28 protein-coding genes are annotated in these 25889 nt (G+C 68.2%); 8 read left to right on the top strand and 20 right to left on the bottom strand.

Annotated elements, in window-relative coordinates:
* The first annotated feature begins 337 nt into the window (after positions 1 to 337).
* A complete protein-coding gene (locus ABY42_RS08630) occupies positions 338 to 1138 on the top strand; it encodes a TrmB family transcriptional regulator (RefSeq protein WP_050459205.1) in 801 nt (266 codons plus the stop codon).
* A 180-nt stretch (positions 1139 to 1318) separates the two neighbouring features.
* Here ABY42_RS08630 and ABY42_RS08625 read toward each other — a convergent pair whose 3' ends face one another.
* The 13 genes from ABY42_RS08625 to ABY42_RS08565 form a co-directional block, all read right to left on the bottom strand.
* Positions 1319 to 1978: an aspartate/glutamate racemase family protein gene (locus tag ABY42_RS08625; protein ID WP_050459204.1), complete on the bottom strand. Its 660-nt coding sequence runs from the start codon at positions 1976 to 1978 to the stop codon at positions 1319 to 1321.
* Positions 1978 to 2901: a nitroreductase family protein gene (locus ABY42_RS08620; protein ID WP_050459203.1), complete on the bottom strand. Its 924-nt coding sequence runs from the start codon at positions 2899 to 2901 to the stop codon at positions 1978 to 1980. Before ABY42_RS08620 ends, ABY42_RS08625 begins: the two co-directional genes overlap by 1 nt.
* The gene (locus ABY42_RS08615) at positions 2898 to 3845 is read right to left on the bottom strand and encodes an aminopeptidase (RefSeq protein WP_050459202.1); all 948 of its coding nucleotides are present in this window, start codon (positions 3843 to 3845) and stop codon (positions 2898 to 2900) included. Before ABY42_RS08615 ends, ABY42_RS08620 begins: the two co-directional genes overlap by 4 nt.
* Before the next feature lies 1 nt (position 3846).
* Positions 3847 to 4506 carry an AroM family protein gene (locus ABY42_RS08610; protein WP_004976495.1) on the bottom strand — a complete coding sequence of 220 codons (660 nt, stop codon included), beginning with the start codon at positions 4504 to 4506 and terminating at the stop codon, positions 3847 to 3849.
* 1 nt (position 4507) lies between these two features.
* Positions 4508 to 5425, bottom strand: coding sequence for a DUF1177 domain-containing protein (locus ABY42_RS08605; RefSeq protein ID WP_004976497.1), 918 nt, complete (start codon positions 5423 to 5425; stop codon positions 4508 to 4510).
* Between the two features lie 8 nt (positions 5426 to 5433).
* Complete coding sequence (locus ABY42_RS08600; RefSeq protein ID WP_004976499.1) at positions 5434 to 6603, bottom strand: DUF917 domain-containing protein; 1170 nt, start codon at positions 6601 to 6603, stop codon at positions 5434 to 5436.
* Positions 6600 to 6962 (bottom strand): hypothetical protein, encoded by a 363-nt coding sequence (locus ABY42_RS08595; RefSeq protein WP_004976501.1) that lies wholly within the window; start codon positions 6960 to 6962, stop codon positions 6600 to 6602. The genes ABY42_RS08600 and ABY42_RS08595 overlap by 4 nt, the downstream gene beginning before the upstream one ends.
* Complete coding sequence (locus ABY42_RS08590) at positions 6959 to 8023, bottom strand: ABC transporter ATP-binding protein (protein ID WP_050459200.1); 1065 nt, start codon at positions 8021 to 8023, stop codon at positions 6959 to 6961. Before ABY42_RS08590 ends, ABY42_RS08595 begins: the two co-directional genes overlap by 4 nt.
* On the bottom strand, positions 8020 to 9147 hold the full coding sequence (locus ABY42_RS08585) for an ABC transporter ATP-binding protein (RefSeq protein ID WP_050459199.1): 1128 nt from the start codon (positions 9145 to 9147) through the stop codon (positions 8020 to 8022). Before ABY42_RS08585 ends, ABY42_RS08590 begins: the two co-directional genes overlap by 4 nt.
* Position 9148: 1 nt before the next feature.
* On the bottom strand, positions 9149 to 10054 hold the full coding sequence (locus ABY42_RS08580; RefSeq protein ID WP_004976505.1) for an ABC transporter permease: 906 nt from the start codon (positions 10052 to 10054) through the stop codon (positions 9149 to 9151).
* Between the two features lie 2 nt (positions 10055 to 10056).
* Complete coding sequence (locus tag ABY42_RS08575) at positions 10057 to 11076, bottom strand: ABC transporter permease (RefSeq protein WP_004976506.1); 1020 nt, start codon at positions 11074 to 11076, stop codon at positions 10057 to 10059.
* A gap of 51 nt (positions 11077 to 11127) precedes the next feature.
* Positions 11128 to 12816, bottom strand: a complete 1689-nt coding sequence (locus tag ABY42_RS08570) for an ABC transporter substrate-binding protein (protein WP_050459198.1) — start codon at positions 12814 to 12816, stop codon at positions 11128 to 11130.
* A gap of 303 nt (positions 12817 to 13119) precedes the next feature.
* Positions 13120 to 13602, bottom strand: coding sequence for a DUF7529 family protein (locus tag ABY42_RS08565; RefSeq protein ID WP_050459197.1), 483 nt, complete (start codon positions 13600 to 13602; stop codon positions 13120 to 13122).
* 192 nt (positions 13603 to 13794) lie between these two features.
* Between ABY42_RS08565 and ABY42_RS08560 the strand changes: the two genes are divergently transcribed.
* Both ABY42_RS08560 and ABY42_RS08555 read left to right on the top strand, forming a co-directional pair.
* A complete protein-coding gene (locus ABY42_RS08560) occupies positions 13795 to 14334 on the top strand; it encodes an Lrp/AsnC family transcriptional regulator (protein WP_004976509.1) in 540 nt (179 codons plus the stop codon).
* Between the two features lie 183 nt (positions 14335 to 14517).
* Positions 14518 to 15477 (top strand): DUF7551 domain-containing protein, encoded by a 960-nt coding sequence (locus ABY42_RS08555; protein WP_004976510.1) that lies wholly within the window; start codon positions 14518 to 14520, stop codon positions 15475 to 15477.
* A gap of 50 nt (positions 15478 to 15527) precedes the next feature.
* Here the strand turns inward: ABY42_RS08555 and ABY42_RS08550 are convergent, their stop codons facing one another.
* Entirely contained in the window at positions 15528 to 16529 is a 1002-nt protein-coding gene (locus tag ABY42_RS08550) for a lysylphosphatidylglycerol synthase transmembrane domain-containing protein (RefSeq protein WP_004976511.1), read from the bottom strand.
* 146 nt (positions 16530 to 16675) lie between these two features.
* Between ABY42_RS08550 and fer the strand changes: the two genes are divergently transcribed.
* The 5 genes from fer to ABY42_RS08525 all read left to right on the top strand — a co-directional run bounded on the left by fer (position 16676) and on the right by ABY42_RS08525 (position 21088).
* Entirely contained in the window at positions 16676 to 17443 is a 768-nt protein-coding gene (fer, locus tag ABY42_RS08545) for a ferredoxin Fer (protein ID WP_050459196.1), read from the top strand.
* Positions 17444 to 17556: 113 nt separating this feature from the next.
* Entirely contained in the window at positions 17557 to 18156 is a 600-nt protein-coding gene (locus ABY42_RS08540; RefSeq protein WP_050459194.1) for a TlpA family protein disulfide reductase, read from the top strand.
* Positions 18150 to 19001, top strand: coding sequence for a cytochrome c biogenesis protein CcdA (locus tag ABY42_RS08535; protein ID WP_050459193.1), 852 nt, complete (start codon positions 18150 to 18152; stop codon positions 18999 to 19001). Before ABY42_RS08540 ends, ABY42_RS08535 begins: the two co-directional genes overlap by 7 nt.
* A gap of 90 nt (positions 19002 to 19091) precedes the next feature.
* Positions 19092 to 20555, top strand: a complete 1464-nt coding sequence (locus ABY42_RS08530; protein WP_050459192.1) for a hypothetical protein — start codon at positions 19092 to 19094, stop codon at positions 20553 to 20555.
* A 59-nt stretch (positions 20556 to 20614) separates the two neighbouring features.
* Positions 20615 to 21088 carry an FKBP-type peptidyl-prolyl cis-trans isomerase gene (locus ABY42_RS08525; RefSeq protein ID WP_004976518.1) on the top strand — a complete coding sequence of 158 codons (474 nt, stop codon included), beginning with the start codon at positions 20615 to 20617 and terminating at the stop codon, positions 21086 to 21088.
* Between the two features lie 100 nt (positions 21089 to 21188).
* Here the strand turns inward: ABY42_RS08525 and ABY42_RS08520 are convergent, their stop codons facing one another.
* From ABY42_RS08520 to ABY42_RS08495, 6 genes are all read right to left on the bottom strand, one after another.
* Complete coding sequence (locus ABY42_RS08520) at positions 21189 to 22037, bottom strand: ABC transporter ATP-binding protein (protein WP_394325131.1); 849 nt, start codon at positions 22035 to 22037, stop codon at positions 21189 to 21191.
* A 32-nt stretch (positions 22038 to 22069) separates the two neighbouring features.
* Entirely contained in the window at positions 22070 to 23185 is a 1116-nt protein-coding gene (locus ABY42_RS08515) for a FecCD family ABC transporter permease (protein ID WP_004976520.1), read from the bottom strand.
* Entirely contained in the window at positions 23182 to 24147 is a 966-nt protein-coding gene (locus tag ABY42_RS08510; protein WP_004976522.1) for an FAD-dependent oxidoreductase, read from the bottom strand. The genes ABY42_RS08515 and ABY42_RS08510 overlap by 4 nt, the downstream gene beginning before the upstream one ends.
* Positions 24148 to 24394: 247 nt before the next feature.
* On the bottom strand, positions 24395 to 24931 hold the full coding sequence (locus ABY42_RS08505; RefSeq protein ID WP_050459189.1) for a DoxX family membrane protein: 537 nt from the start codon (positions 24929 to 24931) through the stop codon (positions 24395 to 24397).
* Between the two features lie 225 nt (positions 24932 to 25156).
* On the bottom strand, positions 25157 to 25516 hold the full coding sequence (locus ABY42_RS08500; RefSeq protein WP_004976525.1) for a hypothetical protein: 360 nt from the start codon (positions 25514 to 25516) through the stop codon (positions 25157 to 25159).
* A gap of 109 nt (positions 25517 to 25625) precedes the next feature.
* Complete coding sequence (locus tag ABY42_RS08495; RefSeq protein ID WP_004976527.1) at positions 25626 to 25808, bottom strand: hypothetical protein; 183 nt, start codon at positions 25806 to 25808, stop codon at positions 25626 to 25628.
* Positions 25809 to 25889 lie beyond the last annotated feature (81 nt).

Below are 25889 nucleotides of genomic sequence, written 5' to 3'. Positions count from 1 at the left end.
TATCGGCGAACGGATAACAATTGTTACTTTTCGAGTGAATACGTTTCGACAGGGTTAGCCAACCGAGTTAATTCGGCGTTAAAACCGTGTTTTCACTCCGGCTCCGAGCGTGTCGTTGTTATTTTCTTAGTGACAAAGTAGTCTCACCGGGGTTTCGTACGTTACGCGCGGACAATCGACACGTAATAAATTCACTCAGTTAATCACAAACAACTATACGGCGCCAAGACGAATGGAGAGTGCGGCACACAGCGAAGTACTGTGTCCCAACCACAACTGACACGTGCCGCCTCAGCCACCCGTCGTGGCTGAGTTCGCAGACAGCGAGGCACCCATTATGAGTACTGACTCGGGCGACGACTTCCGTTCTGTCGCAATCGAACAACTGAAACAACTCGGCCTCAGCGCGTACGCCGCACGGACCTTCGTCGCACTCACCAGCCTCGGTATCGGCACGGCAACGGAGATTAGCGAGGTCTCCGAGGTCCCGCGAACTCGGGTGTACGACGCGGTCGACGAGTTACGCGAGCGGGGACTCGTCGACGTCCAGCAGTCCTCACCGAAGCAGTTCTGGGTGGTGTCCGCGGAGACGACGTGCCAGAAGTTCGAACACGAGATGAGACAGCGGACCTCCCTTCTGACGACGGCGCTCCAAGAACTCGGGACGGCGCAACGCAAGCAGGAACAACGCGGCGTCTGGACCGTCGACGGCCAGTCAGCCGTCACGGACCGCGTCCTCGAATTCATCGGCGACGCGGACGACGAAATCGTCTACATGACCGTCGAGGGACTGCTCACCGAGGACATCGTCGAGGCGCTTGGGGAGGCGGCACGCCGGGGCGTCTCGATTCGGGTGGCGGGAATCTCACCGGACGTTCAGGAGACGATTCGCGACGAGATCCCCGACGCGGAGCTGTTCGACACGCTCTGGATGTGGTCGGACACGCCCGCGGGCCGCCTCATGATGGTCGATAGGAATCAGACGCTCGTGAGCGTGCTCGTCAACGGCAGCGACGCCACTCCGTCCGACCCTCGCTCGGAGACGGCGATTTGGGGGGCGGGCGAAACGAACAGCCTCGTCGCGGTGCTCCGGGCGATATTCGCGTGGCGGCTCGAACGCGACGGCCTCGACGACTGAGACGCGGACGGCCCGGGAGCCGCGGGTGGCTCGAAACGCGGAGATAGAAGCGTTCGAAGTCGGAGACTCATTACTGCGACCCGTTACAATCGACCGACTGCTGTCGAGAAAATCGCTCGCGCGAGTCGCCCCGAGCGCGGCGCGAGCGGCGCGGAATGCCATCGGGGCGGGTCCGGCAACCTACTGCCGTAGTGGACGCGGCGGCGCGACCGCGGTCGTCGCCACCGCGCCCATCGCCACGACAGGGTCGACGATGGGTATCGGAACGTCGGCCCGCACGTCGGGAATCGCGCCCGAAGAGGAGATGCCGGTACAGCTCGGTGCGACGACGTCGCAGCCGGCGTCGACGAGGCGGTCGACCGCCGCGCGAATCGCCGCCCGACCCTCGTCGGTCGTGAGGTAGTTCGTCGTCGCCGCGCCCTCGACGACTTCCTCGGCCGCGAGCCGGTCGCCGAGCAGGTGTCGGATGCTCGACCCGGCACCGTTTTCGAGGCCGAGCGTCCCGACGCGGTCGCCGCGGGCGGACGCGACGGCGGCCACGCTCGCGCCCGCGCCGACGACCGGGACGTCGAGCGCGTCGCCGAGCGCCTCCACGCCGGGGTCGAGCGCGCAGCTGACGCAGAGCGCGTCGACCTCGGTCGCCATCTCGCGGCCGAGCGCCTCGATGTGCGGGAGGGCGTCGGCCTCGGCGGCCGCGTTCGGAATCCCGTCCGGGTGGTCGGGGATACACCGCGACAGCGTCGAGACGTGCGGGTAGTGTCGCTCGACGAGCCGCCCGTGGAGGGCGACCTCCTCGGGGTCGTCGAGCGTGAGCACGCGGAGGACGCCGAGTTCGACCATCAGACAGCACCTCCGGTGTTCCGGTCGGCGTCCGTGCCGGCGTCCGTATCCGCCGGTTCGTCGATACCGCGGGCCTCGAAGAACCCCTGCTGGCGGAGCGCGTCGAGCAGTTCGCCCTCGCGGCGGTTCATGAAGCCGTTCGGCCCCCAGTAGCGTTCGAGCGTCTCCTGCCACTCGCGGCGGTCGTCGCCGTAGACGCTGTCGCCGTACATCTCGTTCATCGCGTCGTAACAGGCGTCGAGCTGGTCGTCGGTGGCGTCGCGGTAGCCGCCCTCGTGGAGGACCGCGTCGAGCGGGACCCGCGGGGCGTGCTCGGTCGCCTCGCCGTGGCGCGGGACGCCGAGACAGAGGCCGAAAATCGGCAGGACCCCCGAGGGGAGGTCGGTCGTCGCAGCGACCGCGGTGAGGTTGTTCAGGATGTTGCCGATGGGACAGACGCCGTAACCGCGGCTTTCTGCGGCCAGCATCACGCCCATCGCGGCCAGCGAGGCGTCTATCGCTCCCTCCAGCAGCCCCATCGCGGGCGTCGTCCGGAACTCGCGGTCGCGGTGCTCCAACAGCAGTCGAATCCGGCGGAGGTCGATGCAGACGAGGAGGAAGTGGCTCGCCTCCTCGACCTGCACGGTGCCGCGGCTACACAGCTCGTGAATCCGCTCGCGGCGGTCGGGGTCGCGTATCCAGACGAAGCTGTACATCTGGGTCGTCCCGCTGGTCGGGGCCTTCCGCCCGGCGTCGACCAGCGCGCGGACCTCGTCGTCGGGGATTTCGGCGTCGGTGTCGAACTGGCGGACCGTCGCGCGACGCGCCAGCCACGGGGCGAGGTCCGGCACGTCGGCGACCGCCGCGGCGAGCGCGGGCCGGTCTGTGCGGCTCGTGCGGTCCGTGCCGGCGCGGTCACCGCCTGCGGGCGTGCGGTCGCTCACACGAGCACCTCGCCGTCGGCGACGACGACCTCGCCGTCGAGCGAGACCGTCGGTTCGAGGATGACGCCGTCGAGGTGCGAGTCGCAGTCGATGGTCCCGCCGAAGCCGAGGTTGTCGCCGAAGGCGACGTGGCAGGTGCCGTACACCTTCTCGTCTTCGAGGACGGTTCCGATGATGCTCGCCGCCGGGTTCGTCCCGAGGCCGAGTTCGCACACTCGCCGGGCGCAGTCGTCGCCGCTCGTCGCGTCGAGGAACTCGTCGGCGGCCGCGCCCTCGACGGCCGTGATGCGCCCCTCGTCGAGTTCGACCGTCAGCGGCTCGTCGAGGACGCCGACGCCCGCGAGGCCGCCGTCGAAGACGAGCGCGCCGGTCGCCGTTCCCTCGACCGGCGCGATGTAGCTCTCGCCGGACGGGAGGTTGCCGGAGTCGCCGGAGTCGGCGATGATGCCGTCGCTCGGGATGCCGTCGCGGCCCGAAAGCGACATCGTCGCCGACGCGCCGCCGGCCTCGATGCGGGCCTCGTCGGCCGCGGTGAGCTTCTCCGTGAGCGCCGCCGTCAGGCGCTCGACCTCCTCGTAGTCGGCCGTAATCGCGCCCGCGCCGAACATCTGGTCCGTGATGCCGGGCATCGTGGCGACGCGCGCGCCGGCCTCGGTCGCGGCCTCCCGCGCCCGCGTGTGCGTCAGCGACGCGCTGGTCGGACAGACCACGATGTCGGCCGACTCCATCGCGCGGGCGACCGACTCGGGCGGCTCCATCCCGTTTCGCTCCATCGGCGGAATCTCGAACAGGCCGGACTCCAGCCCGAGTTCGACCCCCGCATCGAACAGCGCCCGTCCGATGTGGTTCGTGTCGGTGTCGGTCACGACGAGGAGCGTCTCCCCGGGATGGGCGTTCATGTTCTCGGCGAGGAGTCGCTTCGCCACGGCGCGGTGGTCGGCCACGTCAGAGCACCTCCTCCGCGGTCTTCGCCAGCACCGACCGCCCGAGCAGGACGCTCGTGTCCGTAATCTCGCGGACGGTCCCTTTCATCTCGGGCGTGTAGCCCATGCAGTCCATCACGATGAGGTCGGCGTCGGTGCCGATTTCGGCGGCGGCCGCGGACACCTCGTCCTCGTCGGCGTACGGCGACCCCGCGGCGGTGACGAGGTCGTAGTCGGCCCACTTCTCGAACGTCATGGCCTCCTGTTCCTCCTTGGGCATGATGACGCCGAGGGTCCCGCCGTCGAGGATGGTCGAGACCCACGCCGAAAGCAGGTCGCTCGGCTCGAAGACGGGCACGCTGGCGTCGAACGGCGGGAAGTGGCCCGTACAGAGGACGCCGATGGCCGTGACCTCCGATTCGAGGGCGCGGATGCGTTCGCGGAGGAGTTCGACGACCGACTCGCGGTCGACGGTGACGGGCGTCCCGTCGGCGAGTCGGGAGACGTACACCGGCTCTCCCTCTCGCGGGCCGACCGCCGCTTCGACCTCGGCCGCCGAGTCGAACCGGTCGAGCGCGCCGACCTCGACGATGTCCACCTCGGGCGGGAGGGCCGCCGCGATGTCGGGCGTCACGTCGCTCCGGGGTGCCTGTCCGATGGTCACGAGTCCGAGCGTCGACATCTCAGACGCCCTCGCCCAGCGTCTGGAGACGGCCCATCGAGCCGTACAGCGACGTGAGTCGGTCGTACTCGGTCTCGTCGTAGAACGACGCGCGGCCGCGGGTGAAGTCCTTGGCCGTCTCGACGACGAACCCGGTCGCGTCGAGCAGGTCGGTGAGGTAGTTCGCGCCGGTCCCGCAACCGGGGACGGGCGAGACGCTCGTCGTCGCCACGCCCACGACGGGCGCGTCGGTCGCCGTCGCCGGCTGGAGGATGCTGTTGATGTGGTGGACGTCGTTGCCGTAGGGGGTGATGTCCTGCATCGTGAGCGTGAGCGTGCTCGGCGGGCGGCCGGTCGACCGCTCTTGGATGTCGAGGAGGCTGTCGCTCACCTTCAGCACCCACCCCTCTTTGACGGTCGGCGTGATGGCGAAGCCGCGCTCGCAGTGGACGCGGTTGCCCTTCGTGGCGTCGACGGAGACGACGGCGTCCATCTCCTCGTCCACCTCGTGTTCGTTCATGGTGCTCGTATCGACCGGACTGCCCATGAAGGGCACCGGGTCGTGGGGGGAGGTCGGCGCGTCGGGACAGACGTGCGTGGCGATGCGAACGTCGCCGGCGAGCACGTCGCCGCGGGCGCGCATCTCGCCGAGGTGGAGCGCGACCGCGAGGGCCACGATGGCCCCGTCGGCGTCGGAGACCGGTCCGAGTTCGGCCGGCCGGGCGGCGACCCCGCCGAGGCGACCGATGACGCCGAGCGTCGGCGCGTCCGGGTCGGCCCCGGGGACGACCGTCTTGACGAAGTCGGTCGACCCCTCGTCGGTCGAGATGGTCGTCACTTCCGTGTCGAGACCGTACGTTTCGAGTGCGTCGCGTACCAGTTCACCGTCCGCGTCGGGACGGCTGAGGATGTCGTATGCTTGCTGAATCTTGTCGAACATGAGTTGCGTTAGTTGAATACGTGTGATTTGACCGCTTTTCCGACCGCCTGTTCCACCGGGTCGAAGAGCGCCGGGTCGGCCATCCCCGCGCCCAGAGAGAGGTTCGCCGCGGGCGCGACGACGACCGCAACCGACCGGCCCTCCGCGAGTTCCGCCGTCGAGACGGGCATCCCCGTCTCGGCGTCGAGCGTCGTGATGAGGTCCGGGAACGTCGCGAGGCGCTCGCCGTCGAGTTCGAGCGTCATGTACTCGTTCCAGAAGGTGAGTTCGCGGCCCTCGATTTCGACCTCGCCCACGTCGAAGCCCCCGGTCGTTTCGAGCGCGAACGACTCGACGGGACCGACGAGCGAGACCTCGCCGCCGACGGCGTCGGCGACGCGTTCGGCGGCGTCGCGGCCGTCGTCCGCGAGCCTGACCGCGCGACCGACCGCCTCGGCCTGGTCGTACGTGTCGAGCGCCGCGTGCGCCTCGGCGTAGCTCGCGGGAACCGGGTTGCGGGCGACCGCGACGAGGCCGCCGGCGTCTTCGGCCGCGTGCCGGACGAGCGACGCCGCCGTGCCGAGTTCGGCCTCGACGACCGTCTCCAGTCGGGCCGCGGTGCCCGGCACGCCGCCGACCGCCGCCTGCACCGACTCGGAGTCCTGCGACAGCCCGATAGAGCCCATCGGCCCGGTCGGGTGCGCCCGCCCGTTGCAGGCGGCATCGACGAGCGGGAGGCCCGTCACGGCCGACTGGAGCAGGCCGTTTACCGTGGCGAACCCGCCCATCTCGTTCGTCATCAGCGCGCCGACGGTCGTCCCGTCGGCCGCGAGTCTGTCCACCAACAGTTCCACCGCGCGCACGTAGTCCGCGGGGTCGACGTGGCTGTCGGTCGCGGCGGGCGCGCCCACGCCGCTGACTGTCAACACCACGTCCGTCGGGTCGAGGTCGGCGACCGAGACGATTGTCGGCCGGCCGTACTCGACGGCGAGTTCGCCGAACTCGATGCCCTTGGCCAGCGAGCCGCCGCCCCCGCCGCCGAGGACCGCGCCGCCGACCGCGACGTCTTCGACCCATTCGGCCGTTATCGTCCGCTCGCCGCCCGTCGGCTCGGGTCGTGTCTCGTCTGTCGGCGCGGCGTCGTCTCTTGCCGCGCGCTGCGTTCCGTCCGTCTGTGTCCGCGTGTCGTCTGTCGTCATTGGGGTGCCTCGGGGGAGTCTGCGTCGTCGGCCGTCACGCTGAGGAAGGCGTTCGGCCGCTGTCTGTCGGCGTTGCGAAGCGTCGCGGTCCCCCGCGCCCGGAGTCGCTTCATGCCCGCCGCGAGCAGGTGGTACGTCTGGTCGCGGCCCATCGATTCGAACAGCCCGTCGGACTTCGCCACCGCCGTGGCGCAGACCTCGTCGTCGCGGCACGGCCGGTCGCAGGCCGAACACGCCGGCTGGGCGGTCTTGAACGCCGCCGGGTCCGACGCGCACGACCGGAGGAGTTCGTCGGTCCACGGGCGGTTCCGTCGCGCCCGCCGGAGGGCGGCGAGGCGCGCTGCGCGCTCTGCGGTCATTCCCACTCCGCGCCCTCCTCGAACCGGTCGTCGTGGAGGAAACACCGGGCGACCTGGTCCGGGCCGCGCTCGTACAGTTCGGGCTCCTCGACCGCGCAGGCGTCGAACTCGTGGGCGCAGCGCGAGCGGAAGGCGCAGCCGCTCGGCTTCTCCCGCGGGTCCGGCACCTCGCCGTCGAGCGTGATTCGGTCGGGCTTCGCCAGTTCGTCCTCCTCGCTGATGGTCGAGATGGCGGAGAGGAGCGCCCGGCTGTAGGGGTGTTGCGGCGACCCGAACACCGAGTCCACGTCGCCGACCTCGACGAGCCGACCGAGGTACATGACGCCGATGCGGTCGGCGACGTTCTTCAGGAGCGAGAGGTCGTGGGTGATGAACAGGTAGGTGATGCCGAACTCCTCCTGTATCTCCTCGAGGATGTTGATGATGCGGGCCTGCACGCTCACGTCGAGCGCGCTCGTCGGCTCGTCGAGGACGACGAACTTCGGGTTGAGCGCCACGGCGCGGGCGATTCCGACGCGCTGTTTCTGGCCGCCCGAGAGCTGTCCGGGGTAGCGGTACATGAACTCCCGCGGGAGGTCCACCATGTCCAAGAGTTCCTCGACCCGTTCGAGCCGGGCCTCGGAGTCGCCGTAGTCGTGAATCTTCAGGGGGGCCTCGATAATCGACTTGACGCGGTGTCGCGGGTTGAGGCTCGACGCCGGGTCCTGGTGGACGATTTGCATGTTCCGGCGGAACCGCTTGAGCTCGCCGTCGGAGAGGTCGACGACGTTCTGGCCGTCGATTTCGACCCGCCCGCTTGTCGGCTCCGTCAGGCGGAGCATCGACCGGCCGGTCGTCGTCTTGCCGGAGCCCGATTCGCCGACGAGTCCGAACGTCTCGCCCTCCGCGATGGAGAAGCTCACGCCGTCGACGGCGCGGACCTCCCCCGCCTTCTTCTGGAAGATGCCCTCGAACAGCGGGAAGTGTTTCTTGAGGTTCTCGACCGTGACCATCGGGTCGTCGAGGTCCCGGTCGCGCTGTGCCGCCACCGTCGATTCGGTCGTGTACGCTGAGTCGTTCATTGGTCCGTCCCCCCGTCGGCGGAGATGTCGCCGGGGGCGTCGCCGCCGCCGGCCAGCCACGGCGCGGTGCCGATGTCGACCGGGTCGGCGGCGAGCGATTTGTGACGCTCGCGGGCCGGGAGCCCGTCGAACAGGTGACACGCGGTCGCGTGGTCGGGACCGGTCTGCCGCGGGTACGGGTACGCCTCGTGGCAGGCCGCCTCGGCGTGCGGACAGCGGTCGGCGAACCGACAGCCGGCCGGCGGGTTCGTGTAGTCGGGCAGGTGCCCCTCGATGCCGTCGCCGATGCCGGTCGAGAGCGTCGGGATGCTCTCCAACAGCCCGCGGGTGTAGGGGTGCTGGGGGTTCGCGAACAGGTCGGCGGTCGGCGCTTGCTCGACGATTTCGCCCGCGTACATCACGTTGATTCGGTCGCTGACCTCGCGGGCGACCCCGAGGTCGTGGGTGATGTAGAGGACGCTCGTATCGCGTTCTTCGACGAGTTCGTCGAGGAGGTCGAGCACCTTCGCCTCGGTCGTCACGTCGAGGGCGGTCCCCGGTTCGTCGGCGATGAGCAGGTCCGGCTCCGACAGGAGCGCGATGGCGATGAGGACGCGCTGGCGCATCCCCCCGGAGAGCTCGACCGGGTAGCTCTCGAAGACGCGCTCGGGGGCCGAGATTTCGACCTCGCCGAGCATCTCGATGGCCCGTTTCCTGTGTTCGGCCTTCGCGCCGGTCGACAGCGCGTCGCGGACGAGCTTCGACAGCGACAGGCGCGGTCGCCCCTGCCACTTCAGCACGTCCATCATCTGCTCGCCGACCGTCAAGACGGGGTTGAGACTCGTCATCGGGTCCTGCATTATCATGCTCATCTCCTTGCCGCGCCGCGAGTGGCGCTCGGCGTCGGAGAGGGAAAGCACGTCTTCGCCCTTGTAGCGAATCTCGCCTTCGGGGATGGTCGCCGAGGGGAGCAGTCCCATGATGGATTTCACGGTGACGCTCTTGCCACAGCCCGTCTCGCCGACGAGCGCCGCGGTCTCGCCGCGGTCGATGCTGAAGTCGATGCCGTTTATCACCTCGGCCGTCCCGTCGTGGGTCTCGAAGTGGACGTGGAGGTTCTTGACCTCTAAGATGGGGTCCGCCATCTCAGTCCACCTCCACGTCGAGCACGTCGCGCAGGCCGTCGCCGATGAAGTTGAACCCGAGGACGGCGAACGAAATCGCCAGCCCCGGGAACACGGCGATCCACCAGAAGCTCGTGACGTAGTTGCGGCCCTGCGCAATCATCGCGCCCCACGTCGGCGTCGGCGGCTGCGCGCCGAGGCCGAGGAACGACAGGCCCGCACCGACGAGGATGACGAAGCCCATGTCGAGGGTCGCCTTGACCGTGATGGGGCTGACGACGTTCGGGAGAATCTCCTTGAACGTCGTCCGCACCCACCCCGACCCGAGCGCCCGGCTCGACTCGATGAACTCGTCTTCCTTTATCGAGAGCACCTCGCCCTGCACGAGGCGGGCGTACCACGACCACCACGAGAAGGCGATGGCGACCATGACGTTGAACAGCGACGCGCCGGTCGCGGCGACCACCGCCATGGCGAGGAGCGTGGGCGGGATGGCGAGGAAGATGTCCGTCACCCGCATGATGACGGTGTTCGTCGTCCCGCCGAGGTAGCCCGCGATGAGCCCGAGCGTCACGCCGATGGAGATGGCGATAGAGAGGACGATGCCGCTCATCAGGAGCGACAGGCGCGCCCCGAACAGGACGCGGCTGAAGATGTCGCGGCCGGTCGTGTCGGTGCCCATCAGGTGCGTCGCGCTCGGCGGCTCGCTCGCCTGGTCGAAGTAGACGCCCGCGCCGGCGTGTTCGGGGAACGGCGCGATGTACGGCGCGAGGAGCGCCGCGACGACGAGCGTCAGAATCATCGCCAGCCCGACGAGCGATAGCTTGTTGCCCGCGAAGGTCCGAAAGCCGCGTTTGAGCTGTCGAATCCGCTCTTTTCGGGCGGCGCTCTCGGTGTCGAAAAACGGGAGCGAGGTCTTCGTGGACACGGCTATCCCTCCTCCAGCCGCACCCGCGGGTCGAGGTAGCCGTACAGCAGGTCGACCACGAAGTTGGCGGTCACGAAGCCGATACCGACCACGATGGTGACGCCGACGATGGCGTTGAAGTCCTGATAGAGGATGGCCTGGACGCCGTAGCGCGCCATCCCCGGCCACGCGAAGACGATTTCCACGAGGAACGCGTTCCCGAGGAGGAACCCGAAGGCGAGGCCGACCACCGTGAGTGAACTCGTAAAGGCGTTTTGCAGCATGTACTTGTATTCGATGAGGGTGTTCGGAAGGCCGTAGGCGCGGGCGGCGAGGACGTAGTCCTTGCGCTGCTCGTCGATCATGTCCGAACGGATGAGCCGCATCACCTGCGCCAGCGTGGCGAGGCCGAGCGCGACGGTCGGCAACAGGAGGTGCGTGGCCGCGTCGAGGAACGTCCCGAACTGGCCGGCGATGAGGCTGTCGACCAGATACAGGTTCGTGACCGCCGGCGGGGGAGCGACGCCGTCGCTGAGCCGCCCCGAGAGGGGCAACAGCCCGAGGCTGACGACGAAGACGATTTGCAGGACGATTGCGACCCAAAACCGCGGCATCGACACGCCGAACAGGGCGGTGATACGCGAGAGGTGGTCCTGCCAGCGGTCCTTGTTGGTTCCGGCGACGACGCCGAACGGAATCGCCAGTAGCACGGCGAAAAACAGCGTGACGACGGTCAGTTCGAGCGTCGCGGGCAGGCGGGCGACGATGTCCGAAAAGACGTTGTTGTTCGTCCGAAGCGACATCCCCCAGTCGCCCTGCACGACGCCGAACAGCCAGTCGGCGTACTGCATCGGCAGCGGCTGGTCGAGGCCCATCTCGGCCCGCAGTGTCGCGACTTGCTGTTCCGTTGCTTCCGGTCCGAGCGCCAACCGAACGGGGTCGCCCGGAATCACGCGGGATATCAGGAAGATGAGCACTGACAGCCCGAAGATGACGGGGACCGAGTGGATTGCGCGCCGAACGAGGTAATCTACGTATGACATTGGTGAGTTGGAAAGACGGCCCGAAGCGGGGCGTCGAAAGTCGTCGGGCGACTACTTCGCCCGGCCCTCGCCGCTGCGAGTCATGGAGTGGACGTCCCAGTCGAACGACATCACGCCGCGGTACTGCCAGCCCTCGACGTTCTCGTTGATGCCGATGCGGTACGGCGGGTTGGCGATGTAGACGCTCGGCATGCCCTCGACGATGAGCGCCTGCGCCTCCTCGTACTTCTCCAGCCGCGACTGGAGGTCGGAGGTCTGGCGCGCCTCTTCGAGGGTGGCCGCGATTTCGTCGGTGGAGTACCACGACTGGGAGATGTACGACCCGAACGAGGAGGGGTGGTACATCAGGTAGGTGTGGCTGTCCGGCGACGGCATCTTCGCCGTGTGGAAGATGTTCGTCATGTGGGCGGTCGACTCGGCGCTCGTCGCGCGGTCGGTGAGGCGGGCCCACTGCAGCGGGTTGATTTCGAGGTCGATGCCGAGTTCGCTCAGCCCGGCCTGGTTGAGAAGCCCCATCTGGCGCTGGAGTTCGGTCCCGGCGACGACGACGTGTTCGAGGCCGATTTCGTTGATTTCGTCGACGGAGTAGTCCGCCTTGTCGAGGAACTCCTTGGCCTTGTCGAGGTCCTGTTCCATCGGGACGAGGTCGCCGTTGTGGCCCGCCATCTCCCGGGGGACCGGCCCGGCCGCGACGCCGCCGCCGCCGATGATGTCGTTGACGGCGCTGTCGTAGTCGAACGCGTAGGCGATGGCCTTCCGGACGTTGATGTCGTCGGTCGGTGCCTTCTGGCAGTTCAGCGGGAAGTGGAACAACTGCAGCTGCGGCACCTCGGGGACGCGGACGTTGGCGTACGAGTCCATCTCCGCGTACGCCTGCGTGCCCATGTACTGGTCGGTCATGTCGCCTTCGCCCTGCTGCATCGTCGTCTTGATGGTGGACTCCTCGGTGATGACCGTCGAGCGGAACGTGTCGAAACTGTCCTCGCTCCAGCCCTTCCAGTAGTCCTCGTAGGCCGACGCCTCGATGGAGTTGCCCTGCTCCCAGTTGTCGAGGACGTACGCGCCGGAGCCGGCGGAGTTGTTCTGGAGGTAGGCGTTGCCGTAGTCGCCGTCGGTCTCGTTCTCCTGGACGACGGTGCTGTTGACGATGTAGAACTGGACGAACGTCGCCAGCGCCGGGCCGTACGCCTGATTGAACTCGAAGGCGACCGTCCGCTCGTCGCGGACGGTGATGTTCGAGGGGTCGAGGTAGTCGAGCCAGAACGACGAGTACCCGCGCTGGAGCTCCAGCATCCGGGTGAGCGAGTACGCCACGTCGTCGGCGGTCAGCGGCGTGCCGTCGGAGAACGTCACGTCGTCGCGGACGGTGAACACCCACGTCTTCCCCTCGTCTTCGGTGTCCCAGCTCTCGGCGATGTGCGCCGTCGGCTGGAGCGTCTCGGCGTCGACCGTGATGAGTTCGTCGTAGAGGTTCTGCGCCGCGAGCCCCTGCGTGTAGTCGACCTGCTCTGCGGGGTCGAGCGTCCCGAAGACCTGCCCGGCGACGAAGTGGAAGTCGTTACCGCCGCTCGCGCCGCTTCCGCCGTCGCTCGTCTGTTCGGTCGTCGTCGAGTCGCCACCCGAACTGCCCTCGGTGGTCTCGGTCTGCTGGGTCCCCTGACAACCCGCGAGTGCGACGCTCGTCGCTCCCGCACCCATGAGTTTCAGGAGTTTTCTGCGTTCTATGTTGCCGGTTGGCATGGAGAGTTGTGGATACCCTATTCGTATAAAGCTTTCCTAGTGATTGAACATATCGTCGATAAAAGAAGTTGATTCATCTAATTATAACTTTGTAATAATTATGGAGAGAACCGAGAACACACAGATATGGACGAATACGCACCCCAGAAAGAAATAGAAGCTGATTCTCATCTATCTCGGTTAGCTGAAGACAGAGATACACAGTCAATAGTGGTAGTAGTGGACAGTAGCCGGCCGTCAATCACGGGAACGTCGCGGCGAGCGCGGCCGAGAACGAGACGGAATCGACGCCGCCGCGAACAGTTACTCCGGGAGAAACAAGGCGGGTTCGGTGTGTCGGAACGAGCAACGACGGGTGTCCCCCAGGTCGCTCACCGTCGTCCGAATCTCGGGTTCGGTCCGAAGCGTTTCGACGAACGAGCGGTCGGTGTCCGGGTCGTAAAACACGGGATAGAGGACCGCTTCCATCGTTTCTTCCGATTTCACGACGACGACGAAGATTCGAACGTTCGTGTCGCGGGCGCGATAGACTTCGAACTGGTCGAACGCCGCATCAGGCGCTGAAACGGTCGAAGAGAGCGCTTCGAGCTCCGAGTCCGGGACGAGGAGCCGAAACCCGGCGTCGGCGGCCGCTGCCGCGTCCGTCGTGGCGACGTCTCCCGGATGAAGAACGAGCGTCTCCCAGCCCGAATCTTCGAGTTCCGCCGAAACCTCGTCTATCTCGGTGAGGATGTCAGCCCAATCGGCGAGGGCCTTGTTCGTTCGGTTGATTTTTCCGCGTACCATGCCGACACCCTCCGTGAACGCGGAGTAAAAGTGTTTGGGGGCAGAAATCCGCGTTCCACCGACGGCCTGCGATTTCGGTCGTCGGCCGCCATACTGTGAGTAAACGATTCGTTCACAAATTGTATCCGATTCGGAGATTTTGAAGAAACATTCATATATATGAAGCTAAGCGGTATAACCGTGAGAATAGCAATGCCCGATTCGCAGGAGTGGATAGAGGACCCGCGCGTTGTCGAACTTCTCGAAGACCGGATGGACAAGAAGGACTATCTCATCTTCCGCGAACTGAACAAGGACGGGCGAATCTCGGACACGGAGCTCGCCGACCGCGTCGGACTCTCTCGGACGGCCGCGCGGCGGCGGCGCAAGATGCTCCAAGAGGACGGCATCCTCGAAATCTTCGCGCTGTTGGTCTTTCGGGCGGCCGACTACCCCTACGCCGAGGTCCACATCTCGTACGACAAGGGCTCCACGAACGACGAAATCACGGCGTTCATCGAGCGACTCCTCGACGAGGGACTGGTCTACGAGGTCGCGGAGTGCATCGGCGAGTACGACCTGCTGATTCGCGTCTGGCAGTCCTCTCTGAGCAGTATCAACAGCTACGTCCGCGAACTCCTGCAGGACAGCGACGTGGTCGACAGCTACACCATCGTCCCCATCACCGACTCCTACAAGATGTTCCACCGGACGTTCTACAGGCCGGGCGAAGAGGCACCCGACGCGTCGTAACCGGGCCGGAGTCGCCGCGAGCGAGGGTCGGGTCGAACGTACAGTCCGAGAGCCGCCGGTCCTCGCGGGTGCACCGACCGGCCGAACCAACACGTTTTAGGTTGGCCTAAACAATGTGTCGAGCGAGCGACGCACGGACCGCGGCGTCGGGACACGACCCGCGAACCAGTAGACAGAGACACCATGGTCGGCACGACACTCACCCAGATTCGGACTCACATCGAATCGCTCGCGAGCGACGACGGGGCGTACGAACTCGTCTGCGGACGGACCGGAGAGCGGCCGGTCCCGGTGGACGGTCTCCGGTTCGAGGACCGTTCGACCGCGGAGGCCGCCGCCCGCGCGGCGAGACAGTACCGCTCCGCGCTCCGGCGGTACGACCCGAACGTCCCGTACTACGACCTCATCGTCTCGGAACACGACGACGTTCCGGGCTTCGGCGGCGCGGACGCGACCGCGGAGGGATGGGCGACCGCCGGTGCGACGCCCGGTCTTCCCGAACCGCCCTGCGACCTCGGAACCGACGCGGACGGCCGACCCGACTGCGCCGGCGGCGGGCGCTCCGAGCGGGTCGAGTTCTGCCACCGGGTCGCGGCGGCGGTGTTCGAGGCGCTCGTGGACGCCGACCATCGGGCTGTCGAGACGGCGGTGATGGACGCGTACTTCGACCTCGCGGAGACGATGTCCAGCGCGGACGACCTCTGTCTGCGCCTGTTGGAGAGCATGGCGACGGCGCTCCACGTCCACCTCACGTCGGCCGAGCAGGCGGACGTGCTCGAACGCGCCGCCTCGAACCTCTCGTCGCGACCCGAGTCGGCCGGGGCGCTGGAGGCGACGCTGGCGGAGATGGAGCGACTCGACCTCGTCGGGTCGTACACCTGCTCGCCGTGGCGGCCCGGGCCGGAGTCGGGAACGAGGTCCGCGGAACTGACCCTCGAACGGTACGCGCTCTCGGCGCGCGAGGGACGGCTTCCGGTGTTACCGGTCGTCCTCGACCTCTACCGCCGGGCGGAGTCGTGGAAGCCGGTCTCCCTGCACGTCACGCCGGCCGATGAGGGCTGGCACGCGACGCTTTCGGTCTCCTCGAAATCGAACGCGGTCGGACTGGCGAGCGTCCCGATTCACGAGCGCGCCGCCGACTGACTCGTTTTTCCCACCTCTCACGCCGCCGCGACGGGGACGCGCCAACCGTCTCAGGCCCGAAAGCCGCGCAGAAACCCGGTGGCGACGCCGCCGCACCCGAGCGACACGAGGAGTTCGAACGTCCGCACGACGAGCACCGCCGCGGCCGCCCCCGCGGCTGGCGCGCCCGTCGTGAGACTGAGCGCGCCAGCGAGAAGCACGTCGTACGCGCCGAGGCTCCCCGGGACGGGGACGACGCTCGCCGCCTGCGGGAGCGGGATGACGGCGACGATGGGGAGGAACGCAACGCTCGTCCCGGTCCCGGCGAGCGCGACCCAGAGCGCGAGCGACGTGAGCAGTTGCTCGAAGACGCCGCTGAGCGCGATGACGCCGAGGAGTTCCGGCGCGTCGCGGAAGTGGACGACGCGCTCCCAAAACCGCTCGACTGCGGCGGCGACGGCGTCGCGGCCGAGCGGCGTCTCGCGGGTGAGTCCAGAGACAGCGCGGACGACCGGGGTCAGGACCGCGACGACGACCGCCGAGAGCGCGTCTCGCGCCCAGACGAGCGCGACGCCGACGACGAACAGCGCGGCGACCGCGCCGGCCAGCGTCGCGAGGACGAACCGCGGGGTCGGTGCGTCGAGAAAGAGGACGCCGACGACGGCGACCGAGAGAAGGAGCTGTGCGGCGGATTTGACGTACTTGGCGACGCCGCGGACCCCGAGGGCCTCGCTGTAGCTCGTCTCGGTCGCGACGCCGAAGAACTGCGCCATGATTGGCTCCGAACTCACCGGGCCGGCGGGGCTGAGCACGTCGAAGAAGTCGCCGGCGAACGCGAACTGGACGCTCGCCCGCGGCGAGAGCCCGCCGCGGAGGGGTCGAACCGACGCCCAGACTCCGAGGCCGTCGACGGTCGCCTCGGCGAGCATCAGAACGCAGACGACGCCGACGGCCCACGGGGCGACGGCCGCGACGCGCGAGCCGACCTCCTGCGGGCCGACGTACCAGAGGTACGCCGCGAGCGCTCCGATACCGAGCCCCGCGCCGACGGCGAACCGAATCCCGCGTCTCACACCCGAAGGAAGCGAAGCCCGCTACAAAACCGCCGCGACTCGCGGCCGCGTCGGTCGTCGGGGCCCTGCCTCGATTCGAGGACTAAACCACGACGAGACGGCCGGTGGCCGTGGATTTATGCTCGCGAGTTCCTACTAGCCCCGATGTGGACTCCCCGTTCGAGACGCTCGGCATCGACCCGGACGCAGACGAGGACGAACTCGTCGACGCGTACCGTCGGCGGGTGAAGTCGGCCCACCCCGACCACGGCGGGTCGGCCGAGGAATTTCAGGCGGTTCGGACGGCCTACGAGGCGATTCGAGCCGGCTACGAACCCGGCGACGAACTCGAACCCGTCGAGACTGACGGCCGTCGCCCGGCCGACGAGGGGGCGAGCCGAAACGGACAGCACGACGCCGGCACCGCCCGAAACGGCGAGACGGGCGGCGACGGGACCGGCGGCGCGGGTTCCGATACCGGACCCGACCCGGAGCCCGAACCCGAACGACGCGGGGCGCGGGTCGAGTTCCTCGACTACGACGTGCTCACCGACCTCGGCTGGTCGCTCGCCGACGACGACCTCTTCGAGAAGGCCGCCGAAAGCGGCCTCGACGGCGACGCCTACGGCGAGGTGTTCGTCGAGCCGCGGACCAACCTCCTGAAGGCCGCCGAGGACGCGGGCCACAGTTGGCCCTTCGCCTGTCGCGGCGGTGCCTGTGCGAACTGCGCGGTGGCGGTCGTCGAAGGCGACGTGAAGATGCCCTCGAACCACATCCTCTCGGAGGAGATGCTGGAGCAGGGCGTCCGGCTGTCGTGTATCAGCCTCCCGGTGACCGACGACCTGCAGGTCGTCTACAACATCGAACACCTCCCCGGCCTCGACGAACTTCGGCTCCCCCCGCAGCACGCCCGGAAGATGAGCGCGGGCGACTGACCGGCACCCGGCGGCTGGCCCGTCCGACGTGCGCCCCGGCGCGACTTCGGGGTTGTGCGTCACCCGCGCCCCAACGCGGCCGAATTAAGCTCCGATAGCGACCCTACAACGATATGAGAGGAACGCCGACGCGGAGAGACGTCCTTCGGCTCGCGGGCGCGGGCGCCGTGGCGGGAACGGTCGGGCTGGCTGGCTGCCTCGGCGGAAGCGGCGGCGGAACTGTCGACGCCGAGGGTGACGCGACGACGACGGGGGACGGGTCGACCGGGACGCCGGCCGACGAGGGCGCGTGGCGGACGACCGAACTCACTGACGTTCGCACCGGCGAGACGTTCACTATCGAGGGGCTCCTCGACCGACCGGTTCTCCTGGAGACGTTCGCGGTGTGGTGTTCGAACTGCCTGCGCCAACAGCGCGAGTTGGTCGAGTTCCACGAGGCCGTCGGCGACGACGTGCTGACGGTCGCGCTCGACATCGACCCCAACGAGGACGCAGAAAAGGTCAGGAAACACGCGGAGGACCACGGCTTCGACTGGCGCTACGCCGTCTCGCCCGAGCCGGTCACGCGGAGCCTCACCGCCGAGTTCGGCTCGTCGATGGCGAGCGCCCCGGTCGTGCCGATGGTCCGGCTCTGTCCCGACGGGACCGCGACGCGGCTCAAGGACGGCCACAAGACGACCGCGTTCCTCCGCGAGCGGGTCGACGAGTGCTGACCGACCTCGCGCCGCGGCTGTTCGAACTGTTCCTCCTCGGCGTCGGCACCCCGCTCACCGCGGCCTGCGCCCTCCCGCTGTACCCCGGCTTCCTCGCGTACCTCGCGCGACAGAGTTCGCGGGCGAGCGCGGAGTCGCCGTCACCAGCCGGCGGGGTCGCTGACGGACGCGGTTCGAGAGGTCGCGGCGACGGGAACGGAGTCGAGGGCGAGGACAGGGACAGGGACAGGGACAGAGACAGAGATGGAGACGAAGACGGCGGCCTCCCGATAGCCGTCCTCGGCGGCCTCGTCACCGCCGGCGCGGTATCGTTCATGCTCGTCGTCGGCGTCGTGTTCTCGTTCCTCCTCGAACTGTCGCTCACGGCGGTCGTCGAGGTCGTCTCGCCGGCGGCCTTCGGCGTCCTCTTCGTCGTGAGCCTCGCGCTCCTCTTCGACGCGAAGGTGTTCGCGCGGCTCCCCACCGTCGAGCCGCCGGAGACACGCCACCCGGCGCTGTCGGCGTTCGCCTACGGCTTTTTCTTCGGCGCAATCGTCCTGCCCTGCAACCCCGGCTTCATCGCCCTGTTCTTCGCGCGCGTCCCCGTGCTGTTCGACACCGCCGCCGAGAGTCTCCTCGGGTTCCTCGCGTTCGGCCTCGGCATCGGCGCGCCGCTTCTCGTCTTCGCCCTCGTCTCGGAGCGGTACAGCCGACGGGCGACCCGGTGGTTCGCCCGACACACCACCGCCATCAACCGCGTCACCGGCGCGGTCATGCTCGTCGTCAGCGCCTACTACCTGCTCGTCGTCTTCGACGTGCTCGGCGTCGCGCCCGTCCTCGAATCGCTCCTCGACAGGGTCGTCTGAGCCGGGGACCCGACAGGGCGGGACGCCGCGAACCCCCGAGCCGCAGAAGTGCCTATCACCGTCGGCCCCCTCTATCTAGGGAAGCACCAGATGAACGCCGACCAGCGAGCAGACCGGTACCGGACGGTCGTCGCCCGCCTCGAACGCCTCCCGACACGGGCGCGACTGGCCTTCGTTTCCGACCTCTGGGCCGCCCGCGGCTTCGAGACGCGCGTCGAGGCGGGGGTCGTCCGCGCCGAGCGCCGCGGCCGGTCGGTCCGGATTCGACCCGCCTTCGGCCGTCGGTCGAGAGCGTCGGCGGCGGCCGAGCGAGACACGGCCGGCGTGAAACACCTCGACGCCGGCGACATCGCCGAGGCGCTCCTGTACGCCATCGACCGGCAGGACGCCGATGCGGTCTGTCGCCGCCAGTTCGGCGCGTCGCTCGACGACCTCCGGCCGCCGCTCCGGGTTCGCGCCCGGCGGAGGGTCCGACGACTCGGGGACCGAACCGCCGCGGTCGGCCGCGACGCCGCCCGGGGAATCACCGCGCTCTTCGTCGTCGTCGCCGTCGTGAGCGGGGCGGCCGTCGCGCTCGACCTCGTGCCCTCGCCGCTCGACGGGTCGATGCAGTCCGCCGGAGTCGGGACGGGCGGGGCCGGTGAGTCGGGGTCGCCGACGGCCACGCCCGAGCGCGACGACGCGGCGACGGAGGGACCGTCGGAAACCGCGGCGACCGAGACCGCCTCTGGGTCGGAAACGCGGAACGCCGGCGCGCCGGGACTCGGGAGCGGCCAGCGCCCCGGGCCGGTCGAGCCCATCGAACCCGGCGAGCTGGAGCGCGTTCCGGGCGTCGGGCCGGACGGCATCGAGAACCTGACCGCTCTCAGCACGGCCCACGAGCGCGCGCTGGCCGAGGAGTCCTACACGCTGTGGGTCGACATCTACCGACCCGAGGGCGCGGACCCGAACTCGACGCGGAGACAGTACGACACCGACATCGCCGTCGCCGGCGACCGCTACGTCATCGCCGAGACCGTCTCCAGTCGGGTCCGCTCGCGGCCCGACTCGACGGTCTACTACGACGGGGACGCGTGGTACGTCGCCGAGACCGAAGACGGGGCCGAGCGGACCCGGAAGGTCGCCGGCAACGCCACCGCGCCGCCCGTGCAGTTCGAGCCGCGGGGGCTGAACCGCGGGCTCGTCCGCCAGTACCTCGACACGCGGGCGACGAACGTGACCGGGAAAGTGACCGACGAGAACGTCACGTACTACCGAATCGAGGGGAGTCAACGCCCGGCCATCGGCGGCGTCGAGCCGGTCCAGGACTACCAGTTCGTCGCTCACGTGGACGAGCGGGGGTTCGTCGCCGACGCGACGGCGACCTACGCGCTCGTCTCCGACGAGGGGTTCTACTGGGTGCGATTCGAGTGGACCTACGGCCGCGTCGGCGAGACGACTGTGACGCCCCCGGGGTGGGTCGAGGGCGTCGAAAACGGGACGACAGCTGGGATGGCGACGACAGCCGACAGCAACAGGCCGCCGGCGCTTCGGACGCCCGCCCGACCGCAGTAACCCCCCCGGCGGGATGCCTCGATGACGACTTTTATGCGCGTCCTCCGCCGAGCCCCGCTATGGCAATCGAGTCGGGAGACCGAGTCGCGCTCGCGTACGTCGGACGCTTCGAAGACGGGACCGTCTTCAACACCTCGCGGTACGAGGTCGCGGTCGAACACGGCCTGTACGAGGCCCAGGAGAAGGACCGCGACGACTACGCCCCCCAGACGTTCGTCGTCGGCGCGGGGCAGATAATTCCGGGGCTCGACGAGGCCGTCGTCGGGATGTCGGCCGGCGAGGAGGCCACCGTGACCGTCCCGCCGGCGGACGCCTACGGCGAGTTCGACCCCGACCGGATTCGGACCTACGACCCCGAGACGTTCGAGGGGATGGTCGGCGAGACGCCCGAGGTCGGCCTGCACGTCCACGCCGAAAACGGGCTCCACGGCGACGTCACCGCCGTTCGCGACGACGCCGTCGAAGTCGATTTCAACCACGAACTCGCGGGGAAGACGCTCGTCTTCGACATCGAAATCGTCGCCGTCCAGTAGACGGTCGCGGCCGGTCGGAGCAGTTGGAGCAGTTGTGACGGGGCGATAGAACGGAACGGGAACGGAACGGAACTGAGCGTCGAGAAGGAGCGCCGAGCCGCTACAGCGAGTGCTTGGGGACGATTTCCGGGTCGGGCGTGTAGTTGACCGCGGCCTCGACGCGGAACACGTCGGCGAGGAGTTCCTCGGTGACAACCTCGCTCGGCGGGCCCCAGTCGTACAGTTCGCCGTCCTGCATGGCGACGAGGTAGTCGGCGAAGCGCGCCGCCTGCGCGATGTCGTGGAGGACGACCGCGACCGTGACGCCGCGTTCCTCGTTGAGTTGGCGGACCGTCTCCAGCACCCGGAGCTGGTGGTGCAAGTCGAGGTACGTCGTCGGCTCGTCGAGGAGGAGCACGTCGGTGTCCTGTGCGAGCACCATCGCAATCCACGCCAGTTGGCTCTGTCCGCCCGAGAGGTTGCCGATTTGCTTGTCGCGGATGTGCTCGACGCCCGCGAGGTCGATGGCGCGTTCGACCGCGTCGTGGTCGTCCTCGTTGACCTGCTCGAAGAAGCTCCGGTGGGGGTACCGGCCGTGGTAGACGAGGTCCTCGACGGTGAGCGACGTGGGCGAGTCGTGTTGCTGGGAGAGCAGTCCCAACTCGCGCGCGAACGCCTTGTCGTCGTACTCGGTGATGGACTTCCCGTCGAGATAGACGTTCCCGGTGTCGGGCGAGAGCTGTTTGGCGAGCGACTTCAGGAGCGTGCTCTTGCCGGAGCCGTTCGGTCCGACGAGCGCCGTGATTTCGCCGCGCGGGATGTCGATTCGGTCACACTCGACGACCGGCTCCTCGCTCGTCGGATACGACAGTTCGAGCGCGTCACCGGTGAGCGCGCTCTCGCGTGTCGAGCCGTCTTCGACGCTCGCGCGTCCGTCCGCGGTCGCGTCCGTTTCGCCGTGTTGTACCATCTGTTGGGAGTCTCCTGATTGCTGTTCGGACATCACACTTCACCGATGTTCTGCTGTTTGCGCATGAGGTAGAGGAAGTACGGCCCGCCGACGAGGCCCGTGACGACCCCGACCGGGAGCTGAATCGGGTTGAGCGCGAGGCGCGCGCCCACGTCGGCGGCGACCATCAGCGCCGGGCCGGCGAACAGACAGCCGACGACGAGGCGCTTGTAGTCGCTGCCGACCACGTTCCGGACCAAGTGCGGGACGACGAGCCCGACGAAGCCGACGATGCCGGCGACGGCGATGCTCGCCGCGGCCGCGAGGACCGCGACGCCCGAGAGGGCGAATCGGACCTTCTCGATTGACATCCCGAGCGAGCGGGCGGTCTGTTCGCCCAGAAGCAGGACGTTGAGCTGTCGGGAGCTCCCGAGCGCGAGGCCGATAGCGATAATCGACCACGGGAGGGCCATGCGAACCTGCTCCCAGTCGGTTCCGGTGAGCGAGCCGGTCGTCCACGCGATGGCGGACTGGACGACGCCGATGTCGTCGACGAAGAAGAACAGTCCCGTCTGGAGGCTCTGGAAGACGGTGCCGACGATGACGCCCGCGAGGACGAGTCTGACCGGCGAGGTACCGTTCTTCCACGCGATGAGGTAGACGAGGACGAACGCGAACATCCCGCCGAGCGCCGCCAGAAGCGGGAGGTACGCCGCGAGCCCCGAGAAGACGACGAGCGTGAGGAGGATGAGCAGTCCGGCCCCCGACGAGACGCCGAGGATGAACGGGCTGGCCAGTTCGTTCCGGGTGACCGCCTGGAAAATCGCGCCCGAGATTGCGAGGTTCGCGCCGACGAGGGCGGCGACGAACACCCGCGGGAGCCGGATGTTCCAGACGATGAGCGTCCGCCGACTGAGGTCTGGGAGTTCGCCGCCGAGGAGGAACACCTGCCAGACCTGCGGGTCGAAGATGACCGCGGGGTCGAAGACGGCGCGCCACGCCTCGCCGATGGTCATCGAGAACGCGCCGAAGCTGACCTGCACGAGGCCGCCGGCCACGACGACCACGAGGCTGGCGAGACAAAGCGACACGAGCGAGCCGTCTATCCAGCCGAACAGCCGGTTCAGCACCGACCCCGAGGACTGTTCTGTCGACGTCGTCCCGCTCACTGCTCGACACCCCCGAGTTCGCGTCCGTCGAGGTAGTCCGCGAGCGCCTCGTCAGGGAGCGCATCGAGGACGCGTTCGGTACCGATCGCCTCGACGAGTCGACGGATGCCGCGGGGTTCGGCGGTCTCGACCTCGTGGTCGGTCCGGCGGGTGTCGAACGCCCGGTCGATGTAGGACTCGCGGAGTTCCGCGAGGCGCTCGTCGTCGAGGTCGGCGTCGTCGGGGACCTCGCTTTCGAACCACTCGCGCCAGCGGTCGCGGTCGCCCCACTCGCCTTGGAACTCGGTGTCGGCGCGGAGCCAGTCGTAGTGGCGCGCGAGGTCGCCGGGGAAGCCGCGTTCGCGCCGGCGGTCCTCGATGAGACACCGGGCGACGTGGCCGCCCTGTCCGGCGGCGATACCGACCTGCGCGTTCCGCTCGCCCGACGGGGCGGCGACGTACAGCCCCTCGACGGGAGTTCGCCCGTCGTCGTCGGCGTACGAAGCGTCGAAGTGCTCGTGGACCTCGCCGTGGTGGTCGTGTTCCTCGAACATCGCGTCGTCGTCGTCGAGGCCGCGGAGGTAGTCGCCGTCGTACCACGCGGCGGCGACGACGTAGTCGGCTTCGACCCGGCGGTCGTCCTGCGTGCGGACGACGAATCGCCGGGCGTCGGCGTCACTCGCGTTTCCACCCGCATCGTCGCCCGGTCGCTCGACCGAGACGACCATGTCCGCGACGTAGTCCGCGCCGACCTCCGCGACGTGTTCGTGCATGAGCGCGGTGAAGGTGTCGACGCCGATACCGGCGGGGAAACCGAGGTAGTTTTCGAGGTACGCACACCGGCGGAAGGCGGCGTTGCCCCGGTCGAAAACGACGGTATCGAGGCCGTATCGCGCGGTGAAGACGGCCGCGGCGCACCCCGAGGGACCGCCGCCGACGACGACCACGTCCGTCGAGTCAGGTTCGGTGCCTTGGTCGGTCACGGCTCAGACCGCCCCCGTGAGAACAGCCCGTCGGAGAGCGTGGTCGAAGTCGGCTCCGTCTTCGTTCATACGTTTTAGGCGTCCCTAATACAATAAACCACTTTCGGATTTTAGGGACTCCTAAATCCACCGACACGCGGAGAACGGCCCGTAAAGAGTCTGACTCACGCGAATCACCGGTAACGACGTCCGAGAGAAAGCCCGCCGGACTGCCTGACGAACGCGGCCCAGCGCGGCCGAAATCGCCTCAGCCGAGGAGGTACCGGAGCGCGGGCCGCCGACGGACGAACTCCAGTTCTTCGAGGTACGCGTCGAGGCCGAGGATGCGGCCCGCCGCGAGCGCGCCGACGACGAGGAACAGCACGAGCCCCAGCAGGTCGCCGTTGACCAGCCCGTGTCCCCAGTCGGCGTTGCCGAGGTAGAAGAACGTCATGAGGAACGTCCCCCCGGCGGCGGCGAGTCGGACGGCAGCCCCGGTGATGAGCGCGAACCCGATGAGCGTCTCGCCCAGCGGGACCATGACGTTCGTGAACTCGAGCATCCACGGCGTCTGGCCGACCCACGCGAGGAACGCGTGGACCGGGCCGGGCGCGCCGGCGGTGCCGTTCACGAGCCAGCCGCCCGCGTTAAACGGCTCGGCGGCGAGGTACTTCGTCACCCCCGCGTGGAGGAACCAGTACCCCGTGATGATTCGGGCGAACACGAGCACGTAGCCGGTGACGCCCTCGGCGTAGTCGAACTCCATCCGGTTCCCCAGCATCTCGATTTCGCCGGTTGCGGCCATCGTCTGTCACCTCACGTGTGAAGCGTGGGCCGCCGGGAGGTTATAAATCCGGAGCGATTTTCGAATCCTCGGAAACTGGGAATCGGCGGGCCGTCCACGTCGATTCGAACCGGCACCCTCGGCGGGCGCGAACGCGAAGATACGTCTCGATACGGTGCGTGGGTTCCACCGGTCACACGGCCGACGGCGGGCGTCGTCGGGCGAGACTGACCCGTCCCCGCCGACTCACTCGGGCGTGATGACGACCCCGTCGTCGTCGGCGTGGTCCATCGCCACCTCGTGTCGCGTGTGGCGGGCGTGGGTGCGGGCCCACCGACGGGCGCTGGCCTCGGAGAGGAACTGCTCGCCGTCGGGACACTGTCGGCAGCTAACGACCCACGGCGAGACGTCGTCCGGGAAGTGTCCGGTGTGGCGACGGTGGTCGAGCGCGAACTGCTCGACCGACTGGTTGCCGAGCTGTAGCTCGTCCAGTTCGTACGAGAGGTCCCACTCCTCGCCGCACCGCGAACACGAGACGGTCGGCGTGTCGTCTATCGGGGCCGTCGGGGAGTGCGTGCGAAAGTCGTCGTCGCTCGGTGGAGACACAGGCGGGATTGGGACCGCGGCCTCTTGTAACCGTCTGCCCCCGAAGTGAAAGACAATCTGTTGATATATTCCCGCGGGATCGGCCGGGCGAGGCTCCCGGTCGCGAGCCTCACTCCGCGTTCGACGCCCAGTCTCTGACCAGCGCGACGGCGAAAACCGTCAGCAGGGCGGCGATGCCGGCGTTCCGCGCGAAGTCGCCGGTGTCACCGGCGGCGAGTCTGACGACGCCGAGCGCGAGGAGGAGTCCGATGACGAGCGCGAACAGGACGGCCGCCCACGACCGCGCGTGCATGGTCGTTGGTAGCGGGTCGCCGGAGAAAACCGTTGAGGTGGGCGCATCGAACCGACTCCCCGGTCGTGGCACCCGGTCACC

The organism is Haloferax gibbonsii, assembly GCF_001190965.1.
Taxonomy (GTDB): domain Archaea; phylum Halobacteriota; class Halobacteria; order Halobacteriales; family Haloferacaceae; genus Haloferax; species Haloferax gibbonsii.
The sequence above is the reverse complement of the archived record's forward strand: the minus strand, read 5'-3'. Positions and strand labels throughout refer to the sequence as shown.